Origin of the sequence: uncultured Arthrobacter sp., from assembly GCF_947495145.1 — a bacterium.
GTDB lineage: Bacteria > Actinomycetota > Actinomycetes > Actinomycetales > Micrococcaceae > Arthrobacter_D.
The window spans coordinates 42,328-61,126 of sequence record NZ_CANLXP010000018.1 but is presented as its reverse complement, the minus strand read 5'-3'; the positions used below and the strand labels follow the sequence as shown (position 1 = coordinate 61,126).

Below are 18,799 nucleotides of genomic sequence, written 5' to 3'. Positions count from 1 at the left end.
AGGAGATGGCATGGCTACGGATTCGCCCGGTGATTCCCTGGAAGATCGGATCGGCGGTACTGACAGCGCAGCTCCGGCCCGGGGATGGGCCACAGTCGACAAGACCGTTTTTGCCGTCTCCTTCAGCATCATCGTGGTGGTGTGTGTGCTGGGTGTGCTGTTCACCGACGCGGTCAGCGAAGCCACCGGTGCCGCGCTGGGCTGGATCACGGGGAACTTCGGCTGGCTGTTCATCCTCGGCGCCACCGGGTTCGTCGTGTTTTCCCTCGTCCTGGCATTCGGGAAGTACGGGAACATCCCGCTGTCCCAGGAAGGGGAGGGAACGGAGTTCTCAACCATCTCGTGGGTGGCCATGATGTTCAGCGCCGGCATGGGAATCGGACTCATGTTCTTCGGCGTCTATGAACCGGTGACTCACCTGGCTTCCCCGCCTCCCTTCGTGGACGCTGCCGCTGGAACGCCCGAAGCTGCCAACCAGGCCATGGCGTACACCTTCTTCCACTGGGGACTGCACCCGTGGGCGATCTACTCCGTCGTCGGTTTGGCACTCGCCTACTCCACCTACCGCATGGGCCGCGGCAACCTCATGAGCTCACCGTTCCAGTCGCTCTTCGGCAAGGAACGGATCGAGGGCAGGGGCTGGGGCAAACCCATCGATATCCTCGCCATCATCTGTACGAAGTTCGGCTCCGCAACATCCCTGGGCCTGGGCGCCCTGCAGATCGCCGCCGGCCTCTCCCTTCTCACCACCGGTGAGTTCTCCGAGGATCCCGGAGCCAGTCTGCCGATCCTGATCATCTGCGTTCTCACTGTCGGAGTTGTCATCTCGGCCGCGAGCGGGATTTCGAAGGGCATCAAGTGGCTGAGCAACACCAACATGGTTCTCGCCGCGGTGCTGCTTGTCTTCGTTTTTGTGGTGGGCCCGACAGTTTTCATCCTCGACCTCATCCCGTCATCCATCGGCGCCTACCTTTCGAACCTTGTGCCGATGAGCTTCCACTCCGCGGTCTTCGGCGGCACCGAGTGGCTCTCCAGCTGGACCATCTTCTACTGGGCATGGTGGATTTCCTGGACGCCCTTCGTTGGAACCTTCATAGCGAAAATCTCCCGCGGGCGTACGGTGCGCGAATTTGTGCTTGGTGTACTTCTTGTTCCTACGGCCGTCAGCGTGATCTGGTTCTCGGTCTTCGGCGGTGCCGGCCTGAACCTGCAGCTCGGCGGTGTTGATGTGGCGGGAAGCGGCAATGAGGCGGCCGGTTTCTTCACTGCACTGCAGGAGTACCCGTTCTTCATCGGTGCGGCACTGGTTGTCATGGTGCTCACGGCGGTGTTCTTCATCAGCGGCGCCGACGCCGGCGCACTGGTTCTCGGAACCCTCTCCAGCTACGGGCGCAGTGAGCCGTGGAAGCCGCTGGTGATCATGTGGGCGGTACTTACCGGCGCTGTTGCCGCGGTGCTGCTGTTTGTGGGCGGCCTGCAGGCGCTGCAGACGTTCACCATTCTCGCTGCCACACCTTTCGTTCTGATCATCATCGGGCTCTGCGTCGCTCTCTACGTCGATCTTCGTCGCGACCCGCTGCGCCAGCGGGCGTCCGGTCCTGTGCGCGGCGCCGCGACCGTCCCGTCCACCGTTCCCTTCCGGGAGCCGGCGCCAAATTCCAAGGACGACGACGACGCGTAGCGCCTGAGCGCGCCGCACTGAACTTCCCCTGACTGTGGATAATCCATATTGCTGATGGCAGCTGCCGATCTTTCGTGTAGCGTCCAAGATGGCGCGTCCAATCCGCGCGCCTGGATAAGTCTCGTCAATGGGGGAAGTTGTGGATATTGGTCTGTTGATCACGCTTGGCGTGATCGCCGGCATCGTTATTGTTCTGGGTCTGATTGCTGCGATTATTGCGCGGATGGCTCTGCGGATCGCGAGCCCATCGGAAGCGCTCATCATCACCGGCAAGGGCGATCAGGAAAGCCAGCGGGTGGAGTTCGGACGCACGTTCATCAACCCCTTCACCCAGCGGGCGTATTCAATTTCGCTCGCTTCCCGCCAGGTGACTTTGCAGATCGAGGGCATCTCCCAGAACGGCATCTCTCTCCAGCTGACGGGCGTTGCTCAGATCAAGGTCGGCGGTGACGAGGAAGCTGTTCGCCGGGCAGCCCAACGCTTCCTGGACCAGCAGGACCAGATTGACCACTACACGCAGGAAACCCTTTCCGGATCCCTGCGCTCAATTGTCGGCACGCTTACCGTCGACTCGATCATCAAGGACCGTGCTTCCTTCGCCAAGAGCGTCAAGGAAGAAGCCGAGCACTCCATGCACAACCAGGGTCTCGTCATCGATACCTTCCAGATCCAGTCGGTCCATGACAACTCCAGCTACCTCACCAACCTCGGCCGCCCCGAAGCGGCACTGGCCGAAAAGCTTGCGAAGATCGCTGAAGCGAACGCCGCACAGGAAGCTGCGGAGGCCGCCGCAATTGCCGACGAGCAGGTCGCGCTCGCAGAGCAGCGCCTGGCCATTCGTCGCGCCGAGCTGAAGGAGGTCGCCGACGCACGGCAGGCCCAGGCCGATGCGGCCGGCCCACTCGCGGCCGCTGACCAGAAGGAAGCGATCCTGCTCAAGGAACAGCAGGTCACCTCCCGTCAGGCTGAACTGCGTGAACGTGAGCTGGATATCGAGATTCGCAAGCCGGCAGATGCTGACAAGTACCGCGTCGAGCAGGAAGCCGCAGCCAAGCTTGAGCAGCGCAAACGCCAGTCCGAAGCAGACCAGGTTGAAGCGGAAGTGACGCTCACCAAGCGCCGCCTGACCGCCGAGGGTGACAGGGTGGCTGCCGAAGCAGAGGCCGCTGCCAGCACTGCACGCGGTAACGCGGCTGCGGCCGTCACCCGGGCCAACGGTGCCGCCGAGGCTGAGATCGTCAAGATCCGCGGTGAGGCTGAGGCCGATGTGGTTCGCCAGAAGGGCATCGCCGAAGCCCAGGGCATCGAGGCGCAGGCCCGGGCCTACGAGCAGTTCAACGAGGCGGCGGTCCTGAACAAGGTCATGGAAATGCTTCCGCTCGTGGCGCGCGAGATCGCTGCTCCCATGTCCTCGATCGACAACATGACCGTTATTTCGACCGATGGCGCGAACCAGCTCAGCAGGAATGTCAGTGGCGGTCTTCAGCAGACCTTCCAGCTGCTGAAGGACACCACCGGCCTTGACGCAGTGGAAATGCTCCGCAATTGGGGCGGGGACGGTGCAAAGGCCGCACCTGCAGCGCCATCGGCGCCTGAGCCTTCGGCCAGGGTGGCTCGCGCGAGCGACGACGGACACGGAACACGTCCGTAGTCCGTCTCGCGGTATCCTCGGTGCAGACGGCTTTCGGTTAACGCTCCCTCACTCAACTGTTCGAGGGCTGCAGGAGGCCGTCCGGAACTCTAGGAGGATCAATGAAGATCGTCGTTCTCATGAAAGAGGTGCCTGACACCTACGGGGAACGGAAGCTGAACCTCGAGACGGGGCTCGCCGACCGGGGTGCCAGCGATGCTGTGCTCGACGAGATCGGTGAGCGGGCACTTGAGTTGGCGCTGTCACGGGCCGCGTCAATCGACAATGCAGAGATCACCGTTGTTTCCATGGCGCCTGAGACAGCAACAACCACACTGCGCAAGGCGCTCGCCATGGGCGCGGACAGGCTGGTCCACATTGCAGATGTGAATCTCGTTGGTGCGGACCTCGGCCTTACCGCTGAAGTTCTTGCAGCTGCTATCCGTCGCACAGGGTTTGACCTCGTCATCGCTGGAAACCTGTCCACCGACGGTTACGGCGGCGTGCTTCCCGCCATGATTGCCGAACTGCTCGGGGTGCCGTATGCCAGCGCCCTCGCCTCCGTTGACATTGCCGGCGATCGGATCAGCGGAACACGGGAAACTGACGGCGGGGTCATGACGGTGGCCGCCGCATTGCCGGCGGTCATCTCGATCACCGAACGTTTCCCGGCTGGGCGGTTCCCCAACTTCAAGGGAATTATGGCGGCGAAAAAGAAGCCCGTCGAGACGCTGACGGCTGCCGACCTGGACATCGACCCGGAAGCGTTGGACACTCCCCGGTCCATCATGCTCGCAGTCTCGGAGCGGCCCGCGCGTGCGGCTGGAACGAAGATTGTGGACGAGGGCGACGCCGGCGAGAAGCTCGCCGAGTTCCTGATTCAGAACCGACTGGCCTAAGGAATGACCGTGACCACGTTCCCGAAAGACTCCATTCTCGTTCTCATCGAAACCACGCCGTCGGGAGAGCTGGCCAGGAGTGCAGCCGGACTTCTGGGTGCTGCCGCCCGGGTCGGCACGCCGGTGGCTCTTCTTGTGGGCGAATCGGCTACAGCCGCTGCCGCCTCAGAGGCCGCCGGTGCCATTGGGGCGAAGCATGTTCTCACCGCCGACCCAGAGGGCGGAGCGTCCCAGTTGGCTGTTCCGGTTGTTGATGCACTCGCCGCCGCTGCGGCTCTGGTGCACCCGGACGCCATTCTGCTGTCCAATTCAGTGAACGGCCGCGACGTTGCCGGACGGTTCGCGGCCCGTACGCGCTCAGCGCTTGCCGTCGACGCTGTCGGTATTTCGCGTGACGAGGAGGGGATCGTGGCCCATCACTCCGTCTACGGCGGGGCCTACAGCGTCGACTGCGCACCCACTTTCGGTGCTCCGGTGATCACCGTCCGCGAAGGATCCATAGATGATCGTGCCGAAGCCGCAAGTCCGGAAACAACAGCTCTCGACGTTCCGCCGTCCGGTGTCCCCGCAGCGTCAATCCAGTCGTTCGAGGCGCAAGCCGTGGTATCCAACAGACCTGAGCTGCGCGGAGCCGCCAAGGTTGTGGCGGGTGGCCGCGGACTCACCTCCCAGGAGCAGTTTGCCCTCGTTGACCAGTTGGCGGATGTCCTCGGTGCTGCTGTCGGTGCGTCCCGTGCTGCAGTCGACGCCGGGTGGGTTCCGAACAGTTATCAGGTTGGCCAGACCGGAATCTCGGTCTCGCCGCAGCTGTATGTGGCGCTGGGCGTCTCGGGTGCCATCCAGCACCGGGCGGGTATGCAGACCGCCAAGACGATTGTCGCAATCAACAAGGACCCTGACGCGCCGATCTTCGAGATCGCCGACTTCGGAGTGGTTGGCGACCTCTTTGACGTGGTCCCGCAGCTGATCGCGTCGCTTTCGGCGCGGAAGGAGTAAGGCATGGCGACGTACAGTCGCACGATCCGCCGTGGACTGCCCCGGCAAAGCGGAGGGGAAGCCTGGCCGCCGGCAGGCGCGGTGCCCGCTGACCTGGACGAAGCTGCTGCCGAACCTGCGCCCGAACCTGCTCCCGCGAACGGCGACGGTGTGGACGTGACAACTGCGCCACCACCTCCTGTGGAGCCGACCCCACCGGTGGAATCGGCAGTTCCTCCGAAGGCGACGACGGTACAAACGGAAGCGCGCGCGGTCCGCCGCGGTCTTCCCCGGGTGCCGGGAGGAGAGCCCTGGCCTCCCGCCGATGACCTTCCTGTGACAGCTCCGTCCGCGCCTGCCGCTCACGACCCGGCAAAGGTCGAGCTGCCTCCCGCTTCGGCAGTCGGTCCTGTCGGACAGCCCGCGGAAACAGCTGTTGAAGCAGCAACAGACGAACCGAAATCGCGAGTCGAGACGGTCGATCCTGCCCCCGTGGCGGCAGTAGCTGCCGGATCCATACTGCTTCGACGCGGACTGCCGCGCGTGCCGGGTGGCGAGCCCTGGCCTCCCGAGACCGCCGTCGCCGTCAAGACCCCTGCAGCACCTGAACAGCTGGAGACCTTCGCTGAACCGGCGAAGGTGGGGACACCAGCGCCGGCAGAAGCCGCGTCACCAGCGGACGTGACACCGGCCGACGCAACACCGCGAACGCCGGCGCCGCCGGTCAACGAACCTCCCGCCGGCGAAGACCCAGCAAGGGCCGCGAAGGCAGCGAGGACCAGCAAACCACGCAGCCGCACAACCGATCTGCTCCTCGGCGCGCTGGGACTCCTTGTGCTCGCGCTGGCCGCGGTATTCTTCACGCGCTGGCTCGTCACGCTCGGCTTCATGCAGGACTTCCTGCGGACCTACCCGGGTGAAACCCCGTTGCCGGCCGCCACAGAGCCGGGTTTCCCCGCGTGGGTGCAGTGGCAGCACTTCTTCAACTTCTTCCTCATCGTGCTGATCATCCGGTCCGGGCTACAGGTCCGCAGGGAGACAAGGCCGCCGGGATACTGGACGCCGAGCTGGTCCAAGGGCGGCGACGGAAAGATCAGCATCAACCTCTGGTTCCACCAGGCCCTGGATATTCTGTGGCTGCTGAACGGGCTGGTCTTCGTGGTGCTGATCTTCGTCACTGGCCATTGGGGGCGTCTGGTGCCCACCACCTGGGAAGTGTTCCCGAACGCGCTATCGGCTCTGATCCAGTACGTTTCCCTGGATTGGCCGACCGAAAACGGCTGGGTGAACTACAACAGCCTCCAGATGCTCGCATACTTCGTCACCATTTTCATTGCCGCTCCCTTGGCAGCAATCAGCGGCGCACGCATGTCGGGAATCTGGCCCAAGGATGCCAAGGCGCTGAACAGGGCGTATCCGGTCGAGTGGGCGCGGGCCGTCCACTTCCCGGTCATGCTCTACTTCGTGGTCTTCATCATCGGCCACGTTGCCCTGGTGTTTGCAACCGGCGCCCTCCGCAACCTCAACCACATGTATGGCGGCCAGGACGCCGTGAACTGGGCAGGTTTCTGGATCTTCTTCGTGTCGCTGCTGCTGGTCATCGGGGCCTGGATCGCGGCGCGGCCCATTGTGCTGGCACCCATCGCGGGGCTCTTCGGCAGGGTGAGCTCCCGCTAAGCCGGACGGCGGTTACGCGCGCGCACGGAATGTGCGGATCTGTCGGAACCTGCGCACCAGGCTGTCGCGGCGGGATGCCCCGGATTCAGACGACGGATCAGCGGTCAGTTCGATATGCCGTTCGCCGTAGTTCCAGAGCAGGACGTCGTCCAGCAGGCGGTCCGGCCCCGGCGAATAGCGGTGATCGAGCGCGCGCCGAACCGAGGTGATGGTGTCGGCCTGCAGCAGTGAGGCGAGGGCCGTCGTCGTCGTCAGTCCGTGGGCGGAGAGCAGCTCCGCGGCCCAGCGCCAGTCATCGTCCGACTTGCGGTCCACGTGCGGCAGCAGCGTCTGCCACACCTCACGGATACGGTCGGGGGTGAGTTCAACGCTGCCCTCGCCCTCCGGCTCCCAGAATCCGGTGACCTTCTGGTACCTCGTATGCAGATCCGCGAACGTGGATTCGACGCTCTCCAGCATGGCTGCCGTGGCGGTGAACTGCCGGTCAAAGTAGGGGCTCCACGCCTTGGGATTGAAGGACTTGAACCGGATGTCGTGCTCAATCTCCGACCAGGCGTGCGCCAGGACCGTGCGGATCTGCGTCTCGAACAGGTAGCTGCCCGAATCGGAACCGAGCAGCTGCTGGTAGGCGCGGACGGCGTCGTTCTGGATAGTCCGAAGGATCAGGTGCCGGCTGGAATAGCCGTACGTTCCCGACTCGATCGAACCGATGTCTTTCTCACGGTCGCCGCGGCAGTCGAACTCGTGCCGCTGGCGTTTGATCAGGTTGGCGGCGTAATCCACCTCGTGGGGGAGCGTGGTGATCACGCGCACGCCAACGAGGTCAGTCAGGTTCCGCAACGGATCCGGGAAAACAAGGCTCGGCGGTCCATCGCCCACGAGCACCCGGGACGCCTTGTCCCGGAAAGACTCGACGGTCTTGGTACGGGCAGTGACGAACAGCGGCCGAACCTCCGTGCCGATGAAGATGTTCTCGATTCTCAGCCGGGAATCAACCGTCACGGCCTCAAGCGCCGGCCGGACGCGCTCATACTCCCGAACGCTTTCCTCGACGGCAGGCCGCAACCGCTCATCCAACTCATCCCATGCACTCACCAACCCATCTAAACACCCGGCGCCGACACCGGCTACGCTGTCGAAGATGACCGGCATCCCCCGACAGCGCTACACCTACGGCAAGGACCCCAGCCAGTTCGCTGACCTGTATCTGCCGGCGGGGCAGGCAAGTCCCGGCGTCGTCGTCATCATTCACGGCGGATTCTGGCGCAGCCGGTACACGCTCGAGCTTGGCGTCCCCCTCGCCGAAGATCTGTCCTCCCGGGGATCCACATGCTGGAACCTCGAGTACCGACGGGTGGGTAACGGCGGCGGCTGGCCGCAGACTTTCGAGGATATCGCCGCAGGCATCGACCTGCTCTCCTCCGCATCGAAGGAGCACGGCCTGGACACCAGCACGACGACGGCGCTCGGCCACTCCGCAGGCGGGCACCTTGCTGTGTGGGCGGCCGGGCGATCGTCTCTTCCGGCGGATGCGCCGGGAGGAGGGGTGCCTGCCGTGCCGATCACCGGCGTCGTCAGTCAGTCCGGTGTGCTGAACCTGCAACTCGCCGATGAGGAGCGGCTGGGTGACGGAGCGGTGCGGGACTTCCTTGGTGAACCCAACGGTACGAAGTATCAGCTCGCGGATCCCATGAGAGCCCTCCCGCTTCCCGTGCCGGTGCTCGCGCTTCACGGCGAGGAAGACACCACGGTTCCGCTCAGCCAGTCCGCGTCGTATGTCGATGCAGCCCGCGCGGCAGACGCCACAGCCGAACTGGTGCAGATCCCCGGCGACCACTTCGCGATGATCACTCCGGGCACGGTTGCATGGACGCAGGTTGTGGCTGCGGTGGAGCGTCTCACATAACTGTGTTAATGGGGAATTCAGGGAAGTGTGAAATCCTGCACCAATGAGCGCGCGATCCCGGTTCCACCGGGCTGCCCACCGTACCGGCCTGGAAATCCTCGGCTGGACCCTCGTTGTGCTCGGAATCGCAGCCCTGGTACTGCCCGGGCCTGGCCTGTTGATGCTGGTTGGCGGCCTTGCCGTCCTGTCCCAGCAGTACGAATGGGCTGAGCGAAAGCTGCACCCCCTCAAGAAACGGGCTTACCAGGCGGCACGTATTGGTGTAAAGACCTGGCCCCGGATAGCGGTCAGCGCGCTCTGCGCCTTCGGCTTCATGGCACTGGGAATTCTCTGGATGCTTCAACCGCCTGCGCCGGACTGGTGGCCGGTGGAGGAAAAGTGGTGGCTGTTCGGCGGCTGGGGCGCGGGGCTCAGCCTGGTGCTCTCCGCGATCATCGCTCTCACCCTGCTCATCTACAGCATCCGCCGGTTCCGCTAGCCCTATACGCGAACCGGCCTGGGCAAATGCTAGGTTGAGACGGTGCTCACGGTCATTGGCGAAGCCCTCATCGACGAAGTTCTCAGCGATACTGCACCACCGCGCGCCCACGTCGGCGGCAGCCCCCTGAACGTAGCGGTAGGGCTGGCCCGGCTTGGGCACTCAACGCAATTTCTTGGCCGGTTCGGGGATGACGAATTCGGCCGGCGCATCCACCACCATCTTGCCGACAACTCGGTGCTCGCGCCCTTGCCGGCGGACTCCCACCCGACCAGCGTCGCCTCAGCCAGACTCGATCCGGCAGGCGGAGCAAGCTACACCTTCCAGCTCACCTGGGAACTGCCGGACCTTTCCGCCCGCGACGAAGTGTTCAACGGAACCACCCTCGTGCACACCGGATCCATCGCCTCGATGCTGGCTCCCGGCGCGCATAATGTGCTCGCCGCAATTCAGCATGCCCGGCCGTTTGCAACCATCAGCTATGACCCGAACTGCCGGCCGACCATCATCAACGACGTCGACTACGCACGGAAGCAGGCAGAAAAGTTCGTCGCGCTCGCAGATGTGGTCAAGGCATCTGATGAGGATCTCGAGTGGTTGTATCCGGGCCTGGACCCTCGCGAATCGGCGCGCCGCTGGCTGGAACTGGGCCCGGCCGTCGTCGTTGTCACGCGTGGCTCAAAAGGTCCGTGGGCCGTCGTGGGGCGCGGGGAGTGTGAGGTTCCTGCACCGGCTACCTCCGTGGTGGACACCGTCGGCGCCGGGGACTCCTTCATGGCGGCGTTGCTCAGCGCCCTGGTGGACCGGGAACTGGACGGCGGGCAGCGGCGGAATGAGCTGCGCACCCTGTCCGTTGAACAAACACAAGGCGTCCTGGCCTTCGCCGCAGCAGCTGCGGCAGTAACCGTGTCACGTGCCGGAGCCAACCCGCCCACCAGAGATGAACTGAGAGCACAAGGAGTGTACGCATGACCCGCGATCCTTACGCAGATCTTCCCGAGGTGCCGTCGTTTACGCTGTCCAGCAGCGACATCGCCGACAACCAGCCGCTTGACGTGTTGCAGGCGTCGGGTCGAATGGGAGCAGGCGGACATGACGTTTCGCCACAGTTGAGCTGGAGCGGGTTCCCCGAGGAGACCAGGAGCTTCGCCGTCACGGTCTACGACCCAGACGCTCCTACGGCCAGCGGATTCTGGCACTGGGCGGTATTCAACATCCCCGTGGGAACCACGTCGCTGCCCGGCGGAGCCGGTACCGAGGACGGCGCGGGTCTGCCTGCGGGTGCGGTGCAGTTGAAGAACGACGGCGGTTTCCCCGGTTTCGTGGGCGCAGCACCGCCCGCCGGTCACGGCGTCCACCATTACCACGTGGTGGTGCACGCCGTGGATGTGGAGCAGTTGGAGATTCCCGCTGACGCGTCCAACGCATACCTCGGTTTCAACCTTTTCTCCCACACGCTCGGCCGCGCGCGTATTGTGGGCACCTACGAACAGTAGGTTCGCACACGATTCACAGGAGGGCCCGGCATGCTGATTCTGTTCGGATTCAAGACCGCGATGAAGGAGCTGTTCCGCAGGCAGGCGGTGTGCCCCAACTGCGGACAGCGCGCTTCCCAGCGGGTTGATGAGCGCTCCTCGAAGTTCACGCTGTTCTTCATTCCGCTCTTCACCACCCGCCGCCGCTATCTGCGGACCTGCGCGTACTGCGGCGTTACGGCCGAGCTGTCGAAGAGCGAGAAGAACGCGCTCGCCTAGCCAATTCCATCCTCCGGCCGGGCGACCGGATCAGTCGGCCCGCTCACGGACAGACCAGAGCCCAGACCTGACTGAGGTCCTCCCCGGAGCAGTCTGGGGCAAACCGTTTCCGGTTGAACTGCCGACCGCTCGACCTCCTTCTGACCAGCCGCTTCCGTCAATCTTGAAGGCACAATGAGCCAAGCACAGATCTCGCCGCCCTTTCCCACAATCGATGAGAAGGCTGCAAAGGATGGTCTTTCCCGTCGAGTACACCGATCTTGGCGAGCCCCGAAGCCGGGGACGGTCAGACCGGTTTTTGTGATGGTGCACGGGATCGGCATGTCTCACCGCTATTACGACAAGCTGCAGCGCACGCTTATCGACTACGGGGACACTCTCATTCTGGACCTGCCGGGTTTTGGAGGTACACCCAAACCCGGGCGGCAACTCAGCGTCGAGGACTATGCAGCGCTGATCGCGGGCACGTTGGACGACGAAGGTGTACAGGAGTGCGTACTCATCGGTCATTCCATGGGTGCGCAGTTCGCGGCGGAGGTTGCCATCATTCGTCCTGATCTGGTGTCTCATGCGGTGCTGATTGGTCCTGTCACTGACACCGCGCACCGCTCTTCGATCAGACACGCCCTCATGCTCGCCGCGGACACGCTCATCGAGCAACCGCGAACAAATCTGATGGTCGCCACCGCGTACGCGCAATGCGGGATCCCCTGGTATCTGCAGGAACTGCCAGTCATGCTGGGCTATCGCCTTGACTACCGGCTGCCCCTGGTCGGCTGCCCGGTACTGGTCATTAGGGGAACCCGGGACATCATCGCTGGCCATGACTGGTGCGAGAAGCTCAGCCACAACGCCCAAAACGGCCACCTCACTGAAATACCGGGTCAGCCGCACGCCGCCCACCGGGGAGGTGCTGCCCCCATCGCGGAAGCAGTCCTCCAACTCCTGCGCAAGCATCCAAGCGCACCCCTGATACCTACCGTCACGGATGGGTTCGAGTCGCTATCGCCGACTTCTACGCCCACCTACTCGGATCGCTCGGGCAAATCCACTTCAGGGCCACGCTCCGCGATGAAGGTCCTTGAGCTGCTCAGCATCACGGTCCAGGATCGGCAATGCCGCTCATACTTCATCGGTCACGGCGGGGCCTCTCGCCGGATCAACCCGGCGAACGGAATCCCGGCTCCGGTCTTCGTGCTCGTTCACGGCATTGGAATGTCCCACCGATACTTTCGCCGCCTCGGCGCCCTGCTATCTGCCTACGGCGATGTCCACCTCATCGACCTACCAGGGTACGGGTGGACCAAGAGACCTGCGCAGGAAACAACCAACGAGGCAACTGCAGAGCTCCTTGGTGCCCTCCTCGAGGAAGCTGGAGTGTCTTCCTGCGTGGTCATCGGCCATTCAATGGGAGTCCAAAGCGCCACGGAACTCGCTATACAACGTCCTGACCTGGTGTCCCACCTCGTTCTGATCGGCGCGGCCGTTGACGTGAAGCGCCGCACTGTCCATCAGCAAGTTTTGACCCTGGGGGCAAACTCCTTCCTTGAAAAACCGCTGCTGAACTTCGTGCAATCCCTTGACGTCCTGCGGTGTGGACCGCGCTGGTACCTGGCTCAACTGAAGCAAGCGATGAGCTACCCGCTCGAAGATCGGTTGCCCCTAGCCCAACAACCTGTCCTTGTGCTGCGCGGTTCACGCGATGCAGTCGCCGGCGCCGCCTGGTCTGAGCGTCTTGCCAGTACCTCCCTGCAGGGCGAAGCGGACACCATCCACGGTGTCCCGCACGCAGCGCATCACAGCGCCCCCGATCTCGTGACCACCGCAATCACCACACTCCTTCACCGCACCTCGTGGTCCTCAGAACCGGTCCGGTCTACAGGCCGGTGCGCAGACATTTCAGTGAGTTGACCTGTGGGTCTAGCATTGTCTGGCCCCATCCCGTACCAACTGACGGCGAAGTGAAAATCCGTGGAAGCCGGAACGGCGATCACCATCGAAAGCGTCATGCGCGTCCTGCCGATTATCGGCTGACCAGTGTCTTAAGCTGCCGCAGGGCAGAAGCGCCGTAACCGGATCGAACAACAGGACTATGGTTGAGTAAGAAGCTGACGAATCAGTGGAGGTAGTGAGGAACCGAGGCTCGTTGTGCTTAGTGAACTTCGTTCAACCAAGGAACCGCGAGGCAGAGCGCCGGTGATCAATGTTTGACGCAACCCAGCCTAGTGCTGACGAGGCGCTGAAGGGCCTCTGCGCAGCGTATCTGGAAGCCCTGCCGATTAGTGGCGCTGCGGTGTCCGTTTTCGGCGGTTCCCTTGCAGAGACGCTCGTGTGCGCCAGCGACGAGACATCGGTGCGGCTCGATGAGATTCAGTACGACCTCGGCGACGGCCCGCGCTGGGAAGTGATTCGCACCCAAACACCGGTCCTGGTCCCCGATCTCCAGGAAACAGGAGACCATTCCTGGCCGGCGTTCTCGAAAGCCGCCACCGACATAGATGCGGCATCTCTCTTCGTTTTCCCACTGCTCGCCGGCGGGCTGTCCGTGGGAATAGTGGAGATGTACTGCTCCTCGCCCCGCGAGCTAACTGACGCCCAGATCAGCCTCACAACCTACCTGGCCAGCAGGACAGCATGGACACTGCTGCGCCGACTCATGAACGAGGGCGAGGGCGGATCTATTGAAGTCCCGCTGGCCCGCCGCGAAATTCATCAAGCGACGGGGATGGTGTTGGTGCAAACCGGTAGTACAGCCGCAGAGGCGCTGCTGTTGTTGCGGGGGCACGCTTTCACCAGCGGGCGTACTCTGCGCGAGACCGCCGCCGACGTGGTCGGCCGCCAGCTGGATTTCACCCCAGCCGCCGCCCCCGGTGTAGACGGGCTACAGTAAAATGCTGTCATGGTGACCAAGAGCAGGCCCGAGCGGCTCAGTGCCGCGTTTGTGAAACTCACCGACACCCTCGTCGCTGACTACGACGTGCTTGACCTGCTCCATACGCTGGTCGAGGAGTCAGTGAATTTACTCGATGCGGCCCATGCTGGTCTTCTGCTGGCCGATCCTGAAGGCAACCTCCAAGTGTTGGCTTCAACGAGTGAGCAGAGCCAACTAGTGGAGATACTGCAGCTCGAGGCCGGCGAGGGACCCTGCGTGGAGTGCTATCACACGGGCTCGGTGATCACCGTCGACGACATCAGTGGCCTGGGCGATAGGTGGCCGGAGTTTCAGCGGTCGGCGCTCTCGATGGGATTCAAGTCGGTGCACGCCGTCCCGCTGCGCGTCCATGCCAAAGTGATCGGGGCGATGGGCCTGCTCGGGACGAGTACCGGTGCCCTGAGCGAGGAAGACGCCGCCATCGCCCAGGCTATGGCGGATGTGGCTACGATCAGCCTGCTGCAGGAACGCGCCGTCAGGGAAAGCACGGTGATCAATGAACAGTTGCAGCGTGCCCTGGCCAGTCGCGTTCTCATCGAGCAGGCCAAAGGCGTGATCGCCCAAACGAAGAATGTGGATATGAGTGAAGCTTTCTCGCTGCTGAGAACCCATGCACGGTCCACTCACCAGAATCTTCACGACGTCGCCGAGCGCGTCGTCAGGCGCGAAGTCACCATCTAGCTATGAGACCAGCTAGCCAGAAGGCTGGTGATCTTTGCACGACTCGCCCTGTAAGCTCAACCAATCGAACCGCTGCCGACAGATTATGCGGGCCGCAACCGGAGTAGTTTCCGGGCGCCGGTCTGCATGGCTTTGTCTCTTCGGTCCAGTTCGATCGTTACTTCTTCCTGGCGGAACGTGGTTTCAGGGTTCGGTCCGTCCAGGCTCAGGTATTCGGCGTCAAGCGCGCGGTGGACGCGGCTGTTGAGCACTTCTATGGCCGTCTCGTCGAGTGTTGTGAGGTCCTCGGGAAATGGGTCTCCGGGGTGGATTTTGCTGCAGTAGTTCATGGCTGCTCCTTTCGGTTGTATTCGGTTGTATTCGGTTGTCACGTCGGCTGGATGTGAGAGATGGCGTTCCGGGTTGCCATCGGCGCGGGCGCCTGAGTCGAGCCACCGCCCACACCCGGACCGATATTCACGATGGGCGGTAACGATCGGTGATAGGGCAGGTGAAGGGGTCGGCCGCTTTCATGCCCACCCGGTTCAGGTAGCGGATGACAATGACGTAGGAGCGGATCAGTCCCGTTTCCGTGTACGGCACTCCTGCAGTGGCACAGTGTGTTTTGACGAGTCGGCGCACCTTTCGCAGGTGCGGGCGCGGCATGTCCGGGAACAGGTGGTGTTCGACCTGATGGTTCAGGCCTCCCATGAATACGGTCATGAACCGGCCGCCGCCGATATTGCGGGAGGTCAGGACCTGCCGGGTAAAAAAGTCGACACGGCTCCTCTCGGGTAGAACCGGCATCCCCTTGTGGTTCGGTGCGAAGCATCCGCCCATGTACAGCCCGAAAACCGCTGTCTGCACGGCGACGAACGCCACAGCTACCCCCGGTGAGAGGAACAGGAAGACTACGGAAAGGTACACGCCGAACCGCATGCCCAGGAGGGCGACCTCAAGCCACCGATGAGCTACTGATGCGGCCCGGAAAAGGTATTTCACTGAATCCGCGTACAAGGTATAACCCAGAAAGAGCAGCAGCGGGAACAGGAAGTAGCCCTGCCGCGTACCGAAAGCCCGCCCGATGAATCCTCGATTCGCCGGAACCTCGTTGTGGAAAATGACCGCCCCCGGGGCGATGTCCGGATCCTCGTTGACCCCATTGGGGCGGACGTGGTGCCGACCATGCTTGTCCGTCCAGTAGGCGTAGCTCATACCTACCAGGGACGTGGCTATCAACCGGGCCGTCCACTCATTCGCCACCCTGGAGGCGAACACCTGTTGATGTGCCGCTTCATGCCCTACGAAGGCGAACTGCGTGTACAGGATGCCCAGCGCGGCGGCAACCAGCAATTGCGTCCACGCATCCCCAATAAGGAAGAAAGACGTCCATAAGACCGCTCCGGCCAAGCCGAGAATGCACAGCAGGACGACGTAGTAACCCCGCCGCCGCCGCAGCAAACCAGCTGCACGAACAGACTTCAGTAGCGCTGAATAGCTGTTGACCACTTCATTGGCCCGAATCTTGGGCCGCTCCACCCGCGTTGGTGAAGACGTGGGGTGATTAGTGAGCGTCATGGCTTGCCTCCTCGGAACGAGCGCGAAACTGCGCTGCCGAGGTCTGGGGCAACAAGTCCAGCCTACGCACCGAAGAGCAGCAGCGTCCAGCTTTCCACTTCCGGTTTGCGCGTGCCCGGATCGAAAAGTTGACCACGCCATGAGGTGTTCCCTTCCGCACCTGAGGCGAAACTCCAATGACCGAGGGCGAAATTGGCCGGAAGTCCACCAGTAACACAGCTCCCGCCGCTCATCCTGCTGCGGCTCTTGGGTAGGCTGGATACTCACCCAGGCAAGGAGTTTGCGCATGCGATTGGTCGCCAGCGACATGGACGGAACGATCGTTGGACATGACGGCCGGATCTCGGAGCGGACAGTTCGCGCGTTTGAGGCTTGCCTTGATGCCGGCATTGAGGTGGTCTTCGTGACCGGCCGCCCGCCGCGTTGGCTTCAGCCGTTACGGGACCTCGGTTTCAAGGGGACCGTCATCTGTTCCAACGGCGCGCTGACCTACGACCTTGGGCGTGAGGAAGTGCTCGCCTCGCATCTGCTTGATGGTGAAAGCATCTTCGAGGCGCAGAACATCATCCGGAAGCTCTACCCTGCCGCAACCTTCGCGGCTGAGACCGTGGACAGCTTCCTGATCGAGCCGGGCTTCGCGCCCCAGGGATCGGTTGAATTGCTTGGCGCCGCTGAGCCGCAGCCGCTGCGTGAGTCGCTCAGCGGCTCCGGTGTCATCAAGTTCCTCGCACGCGAGCGGGACATCACTCCGGACGAATTTCTGCACGGGGTGGCCCCGGCAGTCGAACACCTGGTCGCGACCACTCACTCGGCGCCGAGCGTCCCGCTCCTGGAAATGAGCGTTCCGGGGATCAACAAGTCGGTCACGCTTGCCAGGTACGCGGCGCAACTGGGCGTGGAGCAGGCAGACGTGATCGCCTTCGGCGACATGCCCAATGACATCCAGATGCTCGGCTGGGCCGGCTCCGGCTACGCCATGGCGTCCGGTCACCCCGATGCGCTCACTGCTGCAAATCTCCGCGCACCAGCGTTCGACGACGACGGCGTGGCCCAGGTTCTCGAGGAGCGGCTGGCCGCGCTGAAGTCAGCCTGAGCTGCAGTGGGCAAGCCGTACTTTGATGCCGACGGGCCGATCGCACTCTCGCACCGCGGCTTTTCACCGGACGGCCTTGAGAACACGCTGAACGCTTTGGAGGCGGCTCTGGATCTCGGTTTCCGCTATCTGGAGATCGACGTGCGCACCACGCGCGACGGCGTCGTCATGGTTTTTCATGATGAGCGACTGGAGCGCGTGACGGACGGGAAGGGCCGGCTTACGGATCACTCCCATGCTGAGCTGAGCTCAATACGGGTTCGGGGGAAAGAACCGATACCCACCCTTGCCGAGGTGCTCGAGCGGTGGCCGAACGTGCGGATGAACGTTGACATCAAGGACGACGCCTCAGTGCAGCCTTTCGTGGATGTTATTGAGCAGGCGATGGCTCATGACCGCGTTCTGGTTGCCTCCTTCTCCGACCGGCGCCGATTGCGGATTCTGACGCGACTGAGCCAGCCAACGGCGTCGTCAGCCGGAATGGCGGTGAACGCCCTCATCAAGGTGGTGTCTCCGCTGGGGCTGACGCGGTTGATCGCGCGGCTGGCCCGCGTCGATTGCCTGCAGATTCCGCGGCGTTACCGCGGGCTTCGGGTGGTCACTCGTGGTTTTGTTCGGCGCTGCACCGCCGCCGGCATACCGGTTCACGTCTGGACCATCAATGAGCGGTCGGAGATGGAGGCGCTTCTGGAGTTGGGAGTGGGTGGCCTGGTGTCAGATCGGGCTGACCTGTTGGCTGAGGCGATGCGCGGGCGCGGACACTGGCCTGCTTAGTTAGGGCACTCATAGTTAGTGCCCTAAGCTTCTCATAGGCAGTGTTTGCCTTGATGAGAAAGGCTTCCAGTATGGCGGAGAGGAAACCGTTGTCGCAGCGGTTCATGCGGGCTACGGGCAAGTTGCGGATGGTTTTCGGTCCCGCAGATCAGGGCGGTCTGGAAGGCCCAGTCAGATACAAGGACGGGGCGGCCCACCAGCAGCGCCAGCAGGAGCTTCAGCAGTGGGACGTGGTCAGGAACGCGGACGGATCAACTTATCTGGTCAAGCGGGAGGGCGGCGGCAAATGACCGATGCGGCCTTTCATCAGTCCATGCCGCAATCCTCCCCGGATGAGGATCTGTTGCTTGAGCGGCAGCTGTGCTTCGCGCTGTCGGTTGCCTCGAGGAGCGTCATCGGTGCGTACCGGCCGGTGCTGGAGGAGCTCAACCTCACCCATCCCCAGTATCTGGTGATGCTCGCGCTGTGGGAGAAGAGCCCACGCACTGTCCGCGGAATCGGCCATGCGCTGGCCATTGAGCCGGCTACCCTGTCACCGATGCTGAAGCGCCTGGAGGCCAACGGCCTTGTGACGCGGGAACGGGTGGCCGGCAATGAGCGGGCCCTCGCCGTCGGCCTCACCACAGAGGGGCGTGAACTGCGCAAGCGCGCACTGTCCGTTCCCGGCACCATGATGGCGAAGCTCGGTCTTTCCCGAAAGCAGGCGGAAAGCCTCAACCGGGTAATGCGGGACGTAATTGCGGCAACGCAGGGCTCCTGACT

20 protein-coding genes are annotated in these 18,799 nt (G+C 63.2%); 17 read left to right on the top strand and 3 right to left on the bottom strand.

The features are described from left to right. The first annotated feature begins 10 nt into the window (after positions 1–10). From Q0877_RS13165 to Q0877_RS13145, 5 genes are all read left to right on the top strand, one after another. Positions 11–1,681 carry a BCCT family transporter gene (locus Q0877_RS13165; RefSeq protein WP_299168527.1) on the top strand — a complete coding sequence of 557 codons (1,671 nt, stop codon included), beginning with the start codon at positions 11–13 and terminating at the stop codon, positions 1,679–1,681. A gap of 127 nt (positions 1,682–1,808) precedes the next feature. Further along, positions 1,809–3,332 (top strand): flotillin family protein, encoded by a 1,524-nt coding sequence (locus tag Q0877_RS13160; protein WP_299168525.1) that lies wholly within the window; start codon positions 1,809–1,811, stop codon positions 3,330–3,332. A gap of 101 nt (positions 3,333–3,433) precedes the next feature. Continuing rightward, a complete protein-coding gene (locus Q0877_RS13155) occupies positions 3,434–4,210 on the top strand; it encodes an electron transfer flavoprotein subunit beta/FixA family protein (protein ID WP_299168522.1) in 777 nt (258 codons plus the stop codon). 9 nt (positions 4,211–4,219) lie between these two features. Continuing rightward, positions 4,220–5,206, top strand: coding sequence for an electron transfer flavoprotein subunit alpha/FixB family protein (locus Q0877_RS13150; RefSeq protein ID WP_299168520.1), 987 nt, complete (start codon positions 4,220–4,222; stop codon positions 5,204–5,206). A 3-nt stretch (positions 5,207–5,209) separates the two neighbouring features. Beyond that, positions 5,210–6,862 (top strand): cytochrome b/b6 domain-containing protein, encoded by a 1,653-nt coding sequence (locus Q0877_RS13145; protein WP_299168518.1) that lies wholly within the window; start codon positions 5,210–5,212, stop codon positions 6,860–6,862. A gap of 12 nt (positions 6,863–6,874) precedes the next feature. Here Q0877_RS13145 and Q0877_RS13140 read toward each other — a convergent pair whose 3' ends face one another. Beyond that, positions 6,875–7,960 (bottom strand): GTP pyrophosphokinase family protein, encoded by a 1,086-nt coding sequence (locus Q0877_RS13140; protein WP_299168555.1) that lies wholly within the window; start codon positions 7,958–7,960, stop codon positions 6,875–6,877. Positions 7,961–8,003: 43 nt separating this feature from the next. On the opposite strand from Q0877_RS13140, the gene Q0877_RS13135 reads away from it, so the two are divergent. The 8 genes from Q0877_RS13135 to Q0877_RS13100 all read left to right on the top strand — a co-directional run bounded on the left by Q0877_RS13135 (position 8,004) and on the right by Q0877_RS13100 (position 14,613). After that, entirely contained in the window at positions 8,004–8,768 is a 765-nt protein-coding gene (locus tag Q0877_RS13135; RefSeq protein ID WP_299168515.1) for an alpha/beta hydrolase, read from the top strand. A 43-nt stretch (positions 8,769–8,811) separates the two neighbouring features. Then, positions 8,812–9,246, top strand: a complete 435-nt coding sequence (locus Q0877_RS13130; protein WP_299168513.1) for a PGPGW domain-containing protein — start codon at positions 8,812–8,814, stop codon at positions 9,244–9,246. Positions 9,247–9,288: 42 nt separating this feature from the next. Then, positions 9,289–10,218 carry a carbohydrate kinase gene (locus Q0877_RS13125; protein WP_299168510.1) on the top strand — a complete coding sequence of 310 codons (930 nt, stop codon included), beginning with the start codon at positions 9,289–9,291 and terminating at the stop codon, positions 10,216–10,218. Beyond that, positions 10,215–10,742, top strand: coding sequence for a YbhB/YbcL family Raf kinase inhibitor-like protein (locus Q0877_RS13120; RefSeq protein ID WP_299168508.1), 528 nt, complete (start codon positions 10,215–10,217; stop codon positions 10,740–10,742). The genes Q0877_RS13125 and Q0877_RS13120 overlap by 4 nt, the downstream gene beginning before the upstream one ends. Before the next feature lie 30 nt (positions 10,743–10,772). Beyond that, positions 10,773–11,000 carry a zinc-ribbon domain-containing protein gene (locus tag Q0877_RS13115; protein WP_299168506.1) on the top strand — a complete coding sequence of 76 codons (228 nt, stop codon included), beginning with the start codon at positions 10,773–10,775 and terminating at the stop codon, positions 10,998–11,000. A 174-nt stretch (positions 11,001–11,174) separates the two neighbouring features. Then, a complete protein-coding gene (locus Q0877_RS13110; protein ID WP_299168504.1) occupies positions 11,175–12,911 on the top strand; it encodes an alpha/beta fold hydrolase in 1,737 nt (578 codons plus the stop codon). Positions 12,912–13,203: 292 nt separating this feature from the next. After that, a complete protein-coding gene (locus Q0877_RS13105; RefSeq protein WP_299168502.1) occupies positions 13,204–13,890 on the top strand; it encodes a GAF and ANTAR domain-containing protein in 687 nt (228 codons plus the stop codon). A 9-nt stretch (positions 13,891–13,899) separates the two neighbouring features. Further along, positions 13,900–14,613 (top strand): GAF and ANTAR domain-containing protein, encoded by a 714-nt coding sequence (locus Q0877_RS13100; RefSeq protein WP_299168500.1) that lies wholly within the window; start codon positions 13,900–13,902, stop codon positions 14,611–14,613. 83 nt (positions 14,614–14,696) lie between these two features. Here the strand turns inward: Q0877_RS13100 and Q0877_RS13095 are convergent, their stop codons facing one another. Together Q0877_RS13095 and Q0877_RS13090 are read right to left on the bottom strand one after the other, a co-directional pair. Next, complete coding sequence (locus Q0877_RS13095; RefSeq protein ID WP_299168498.1) at positions 14,697–14,942, bottom strand: hypothetical protein; 246 nt, start codon at positions 14,940–14,942, stop codon at positions 14,697–14,699. Positions 14,943–15,069: 127 nt separating this feature from the next. Beyond that, a complete protein-coding gene (locus tag Q0877_RS13090) occupies positions 15,070–16,170 on the bottom strand; it encodes an acyl-CoA desaturase (protein WP_299168496.1) in 1,101 nt (366 codons plus the stop codon). A 286-nt stretch (positions 16,171–16,456) separates the two neighbouring features. Between Q0877_RS13090 and Q0877_RS13085 the strand changes: the two genes are divergently transcribed. The 4 genes from Q0877_RS13085 to Q0877_RS13070 all read left to right on the top strand — a co-directional run bounded on the left by Q0877_RS13085 (position 16,457) and on the right by Q0877_RS13070 (position 18,797). Then, complete coding sequence (locus Q0877_RS13085) at positions 16,457–17,263, top strand: HAD family hydrolase (protein ID WP_299168493.1); 807 nt, start codon at positions 16,457–16,459, stop codon at positions 17,261–17,263. A gap of 6 nt (positions 17,264–17,269) precedes the next feature. Further along, positions 17,270–18,037, top strand: coding sequence for a glycerophosphodiester phosphodiesterase (locus Q0877_RS13080; protein WP_299168491.1), 768 nt, complete (start codon positions 17,270–17,272; stop codon positions 18,035–18,037). Positions 18,038–18,108: 71 nt separating this feature from the next. After that, positions 18,109–18,327: a hypothetical protein gene (locus tag Q0877_RS13075; protein WP_299168490.1), complete on the top strand. Its 219-nt coding sequence runs from the start codon at positions 18,109–18,111 to the stop codon at positions 18,325–18,327. Positions 18,328–18,350: 23 nt separating this feature from the next. Continuing rightward, positions 18,351–18,797, top strand: a complete 447-nt coding sequence (locus Q0877_RS13070; RefSeq protein WP_299168488.1) for a MarR family winged helix-turn-helix transcriptional regulator — start codon at positions 18,351–18,353, stop codon at positions 18,795–18,797. The last annotated feature ends 2 nt before the right edge of the window (positions 18,798–18,799 follow it).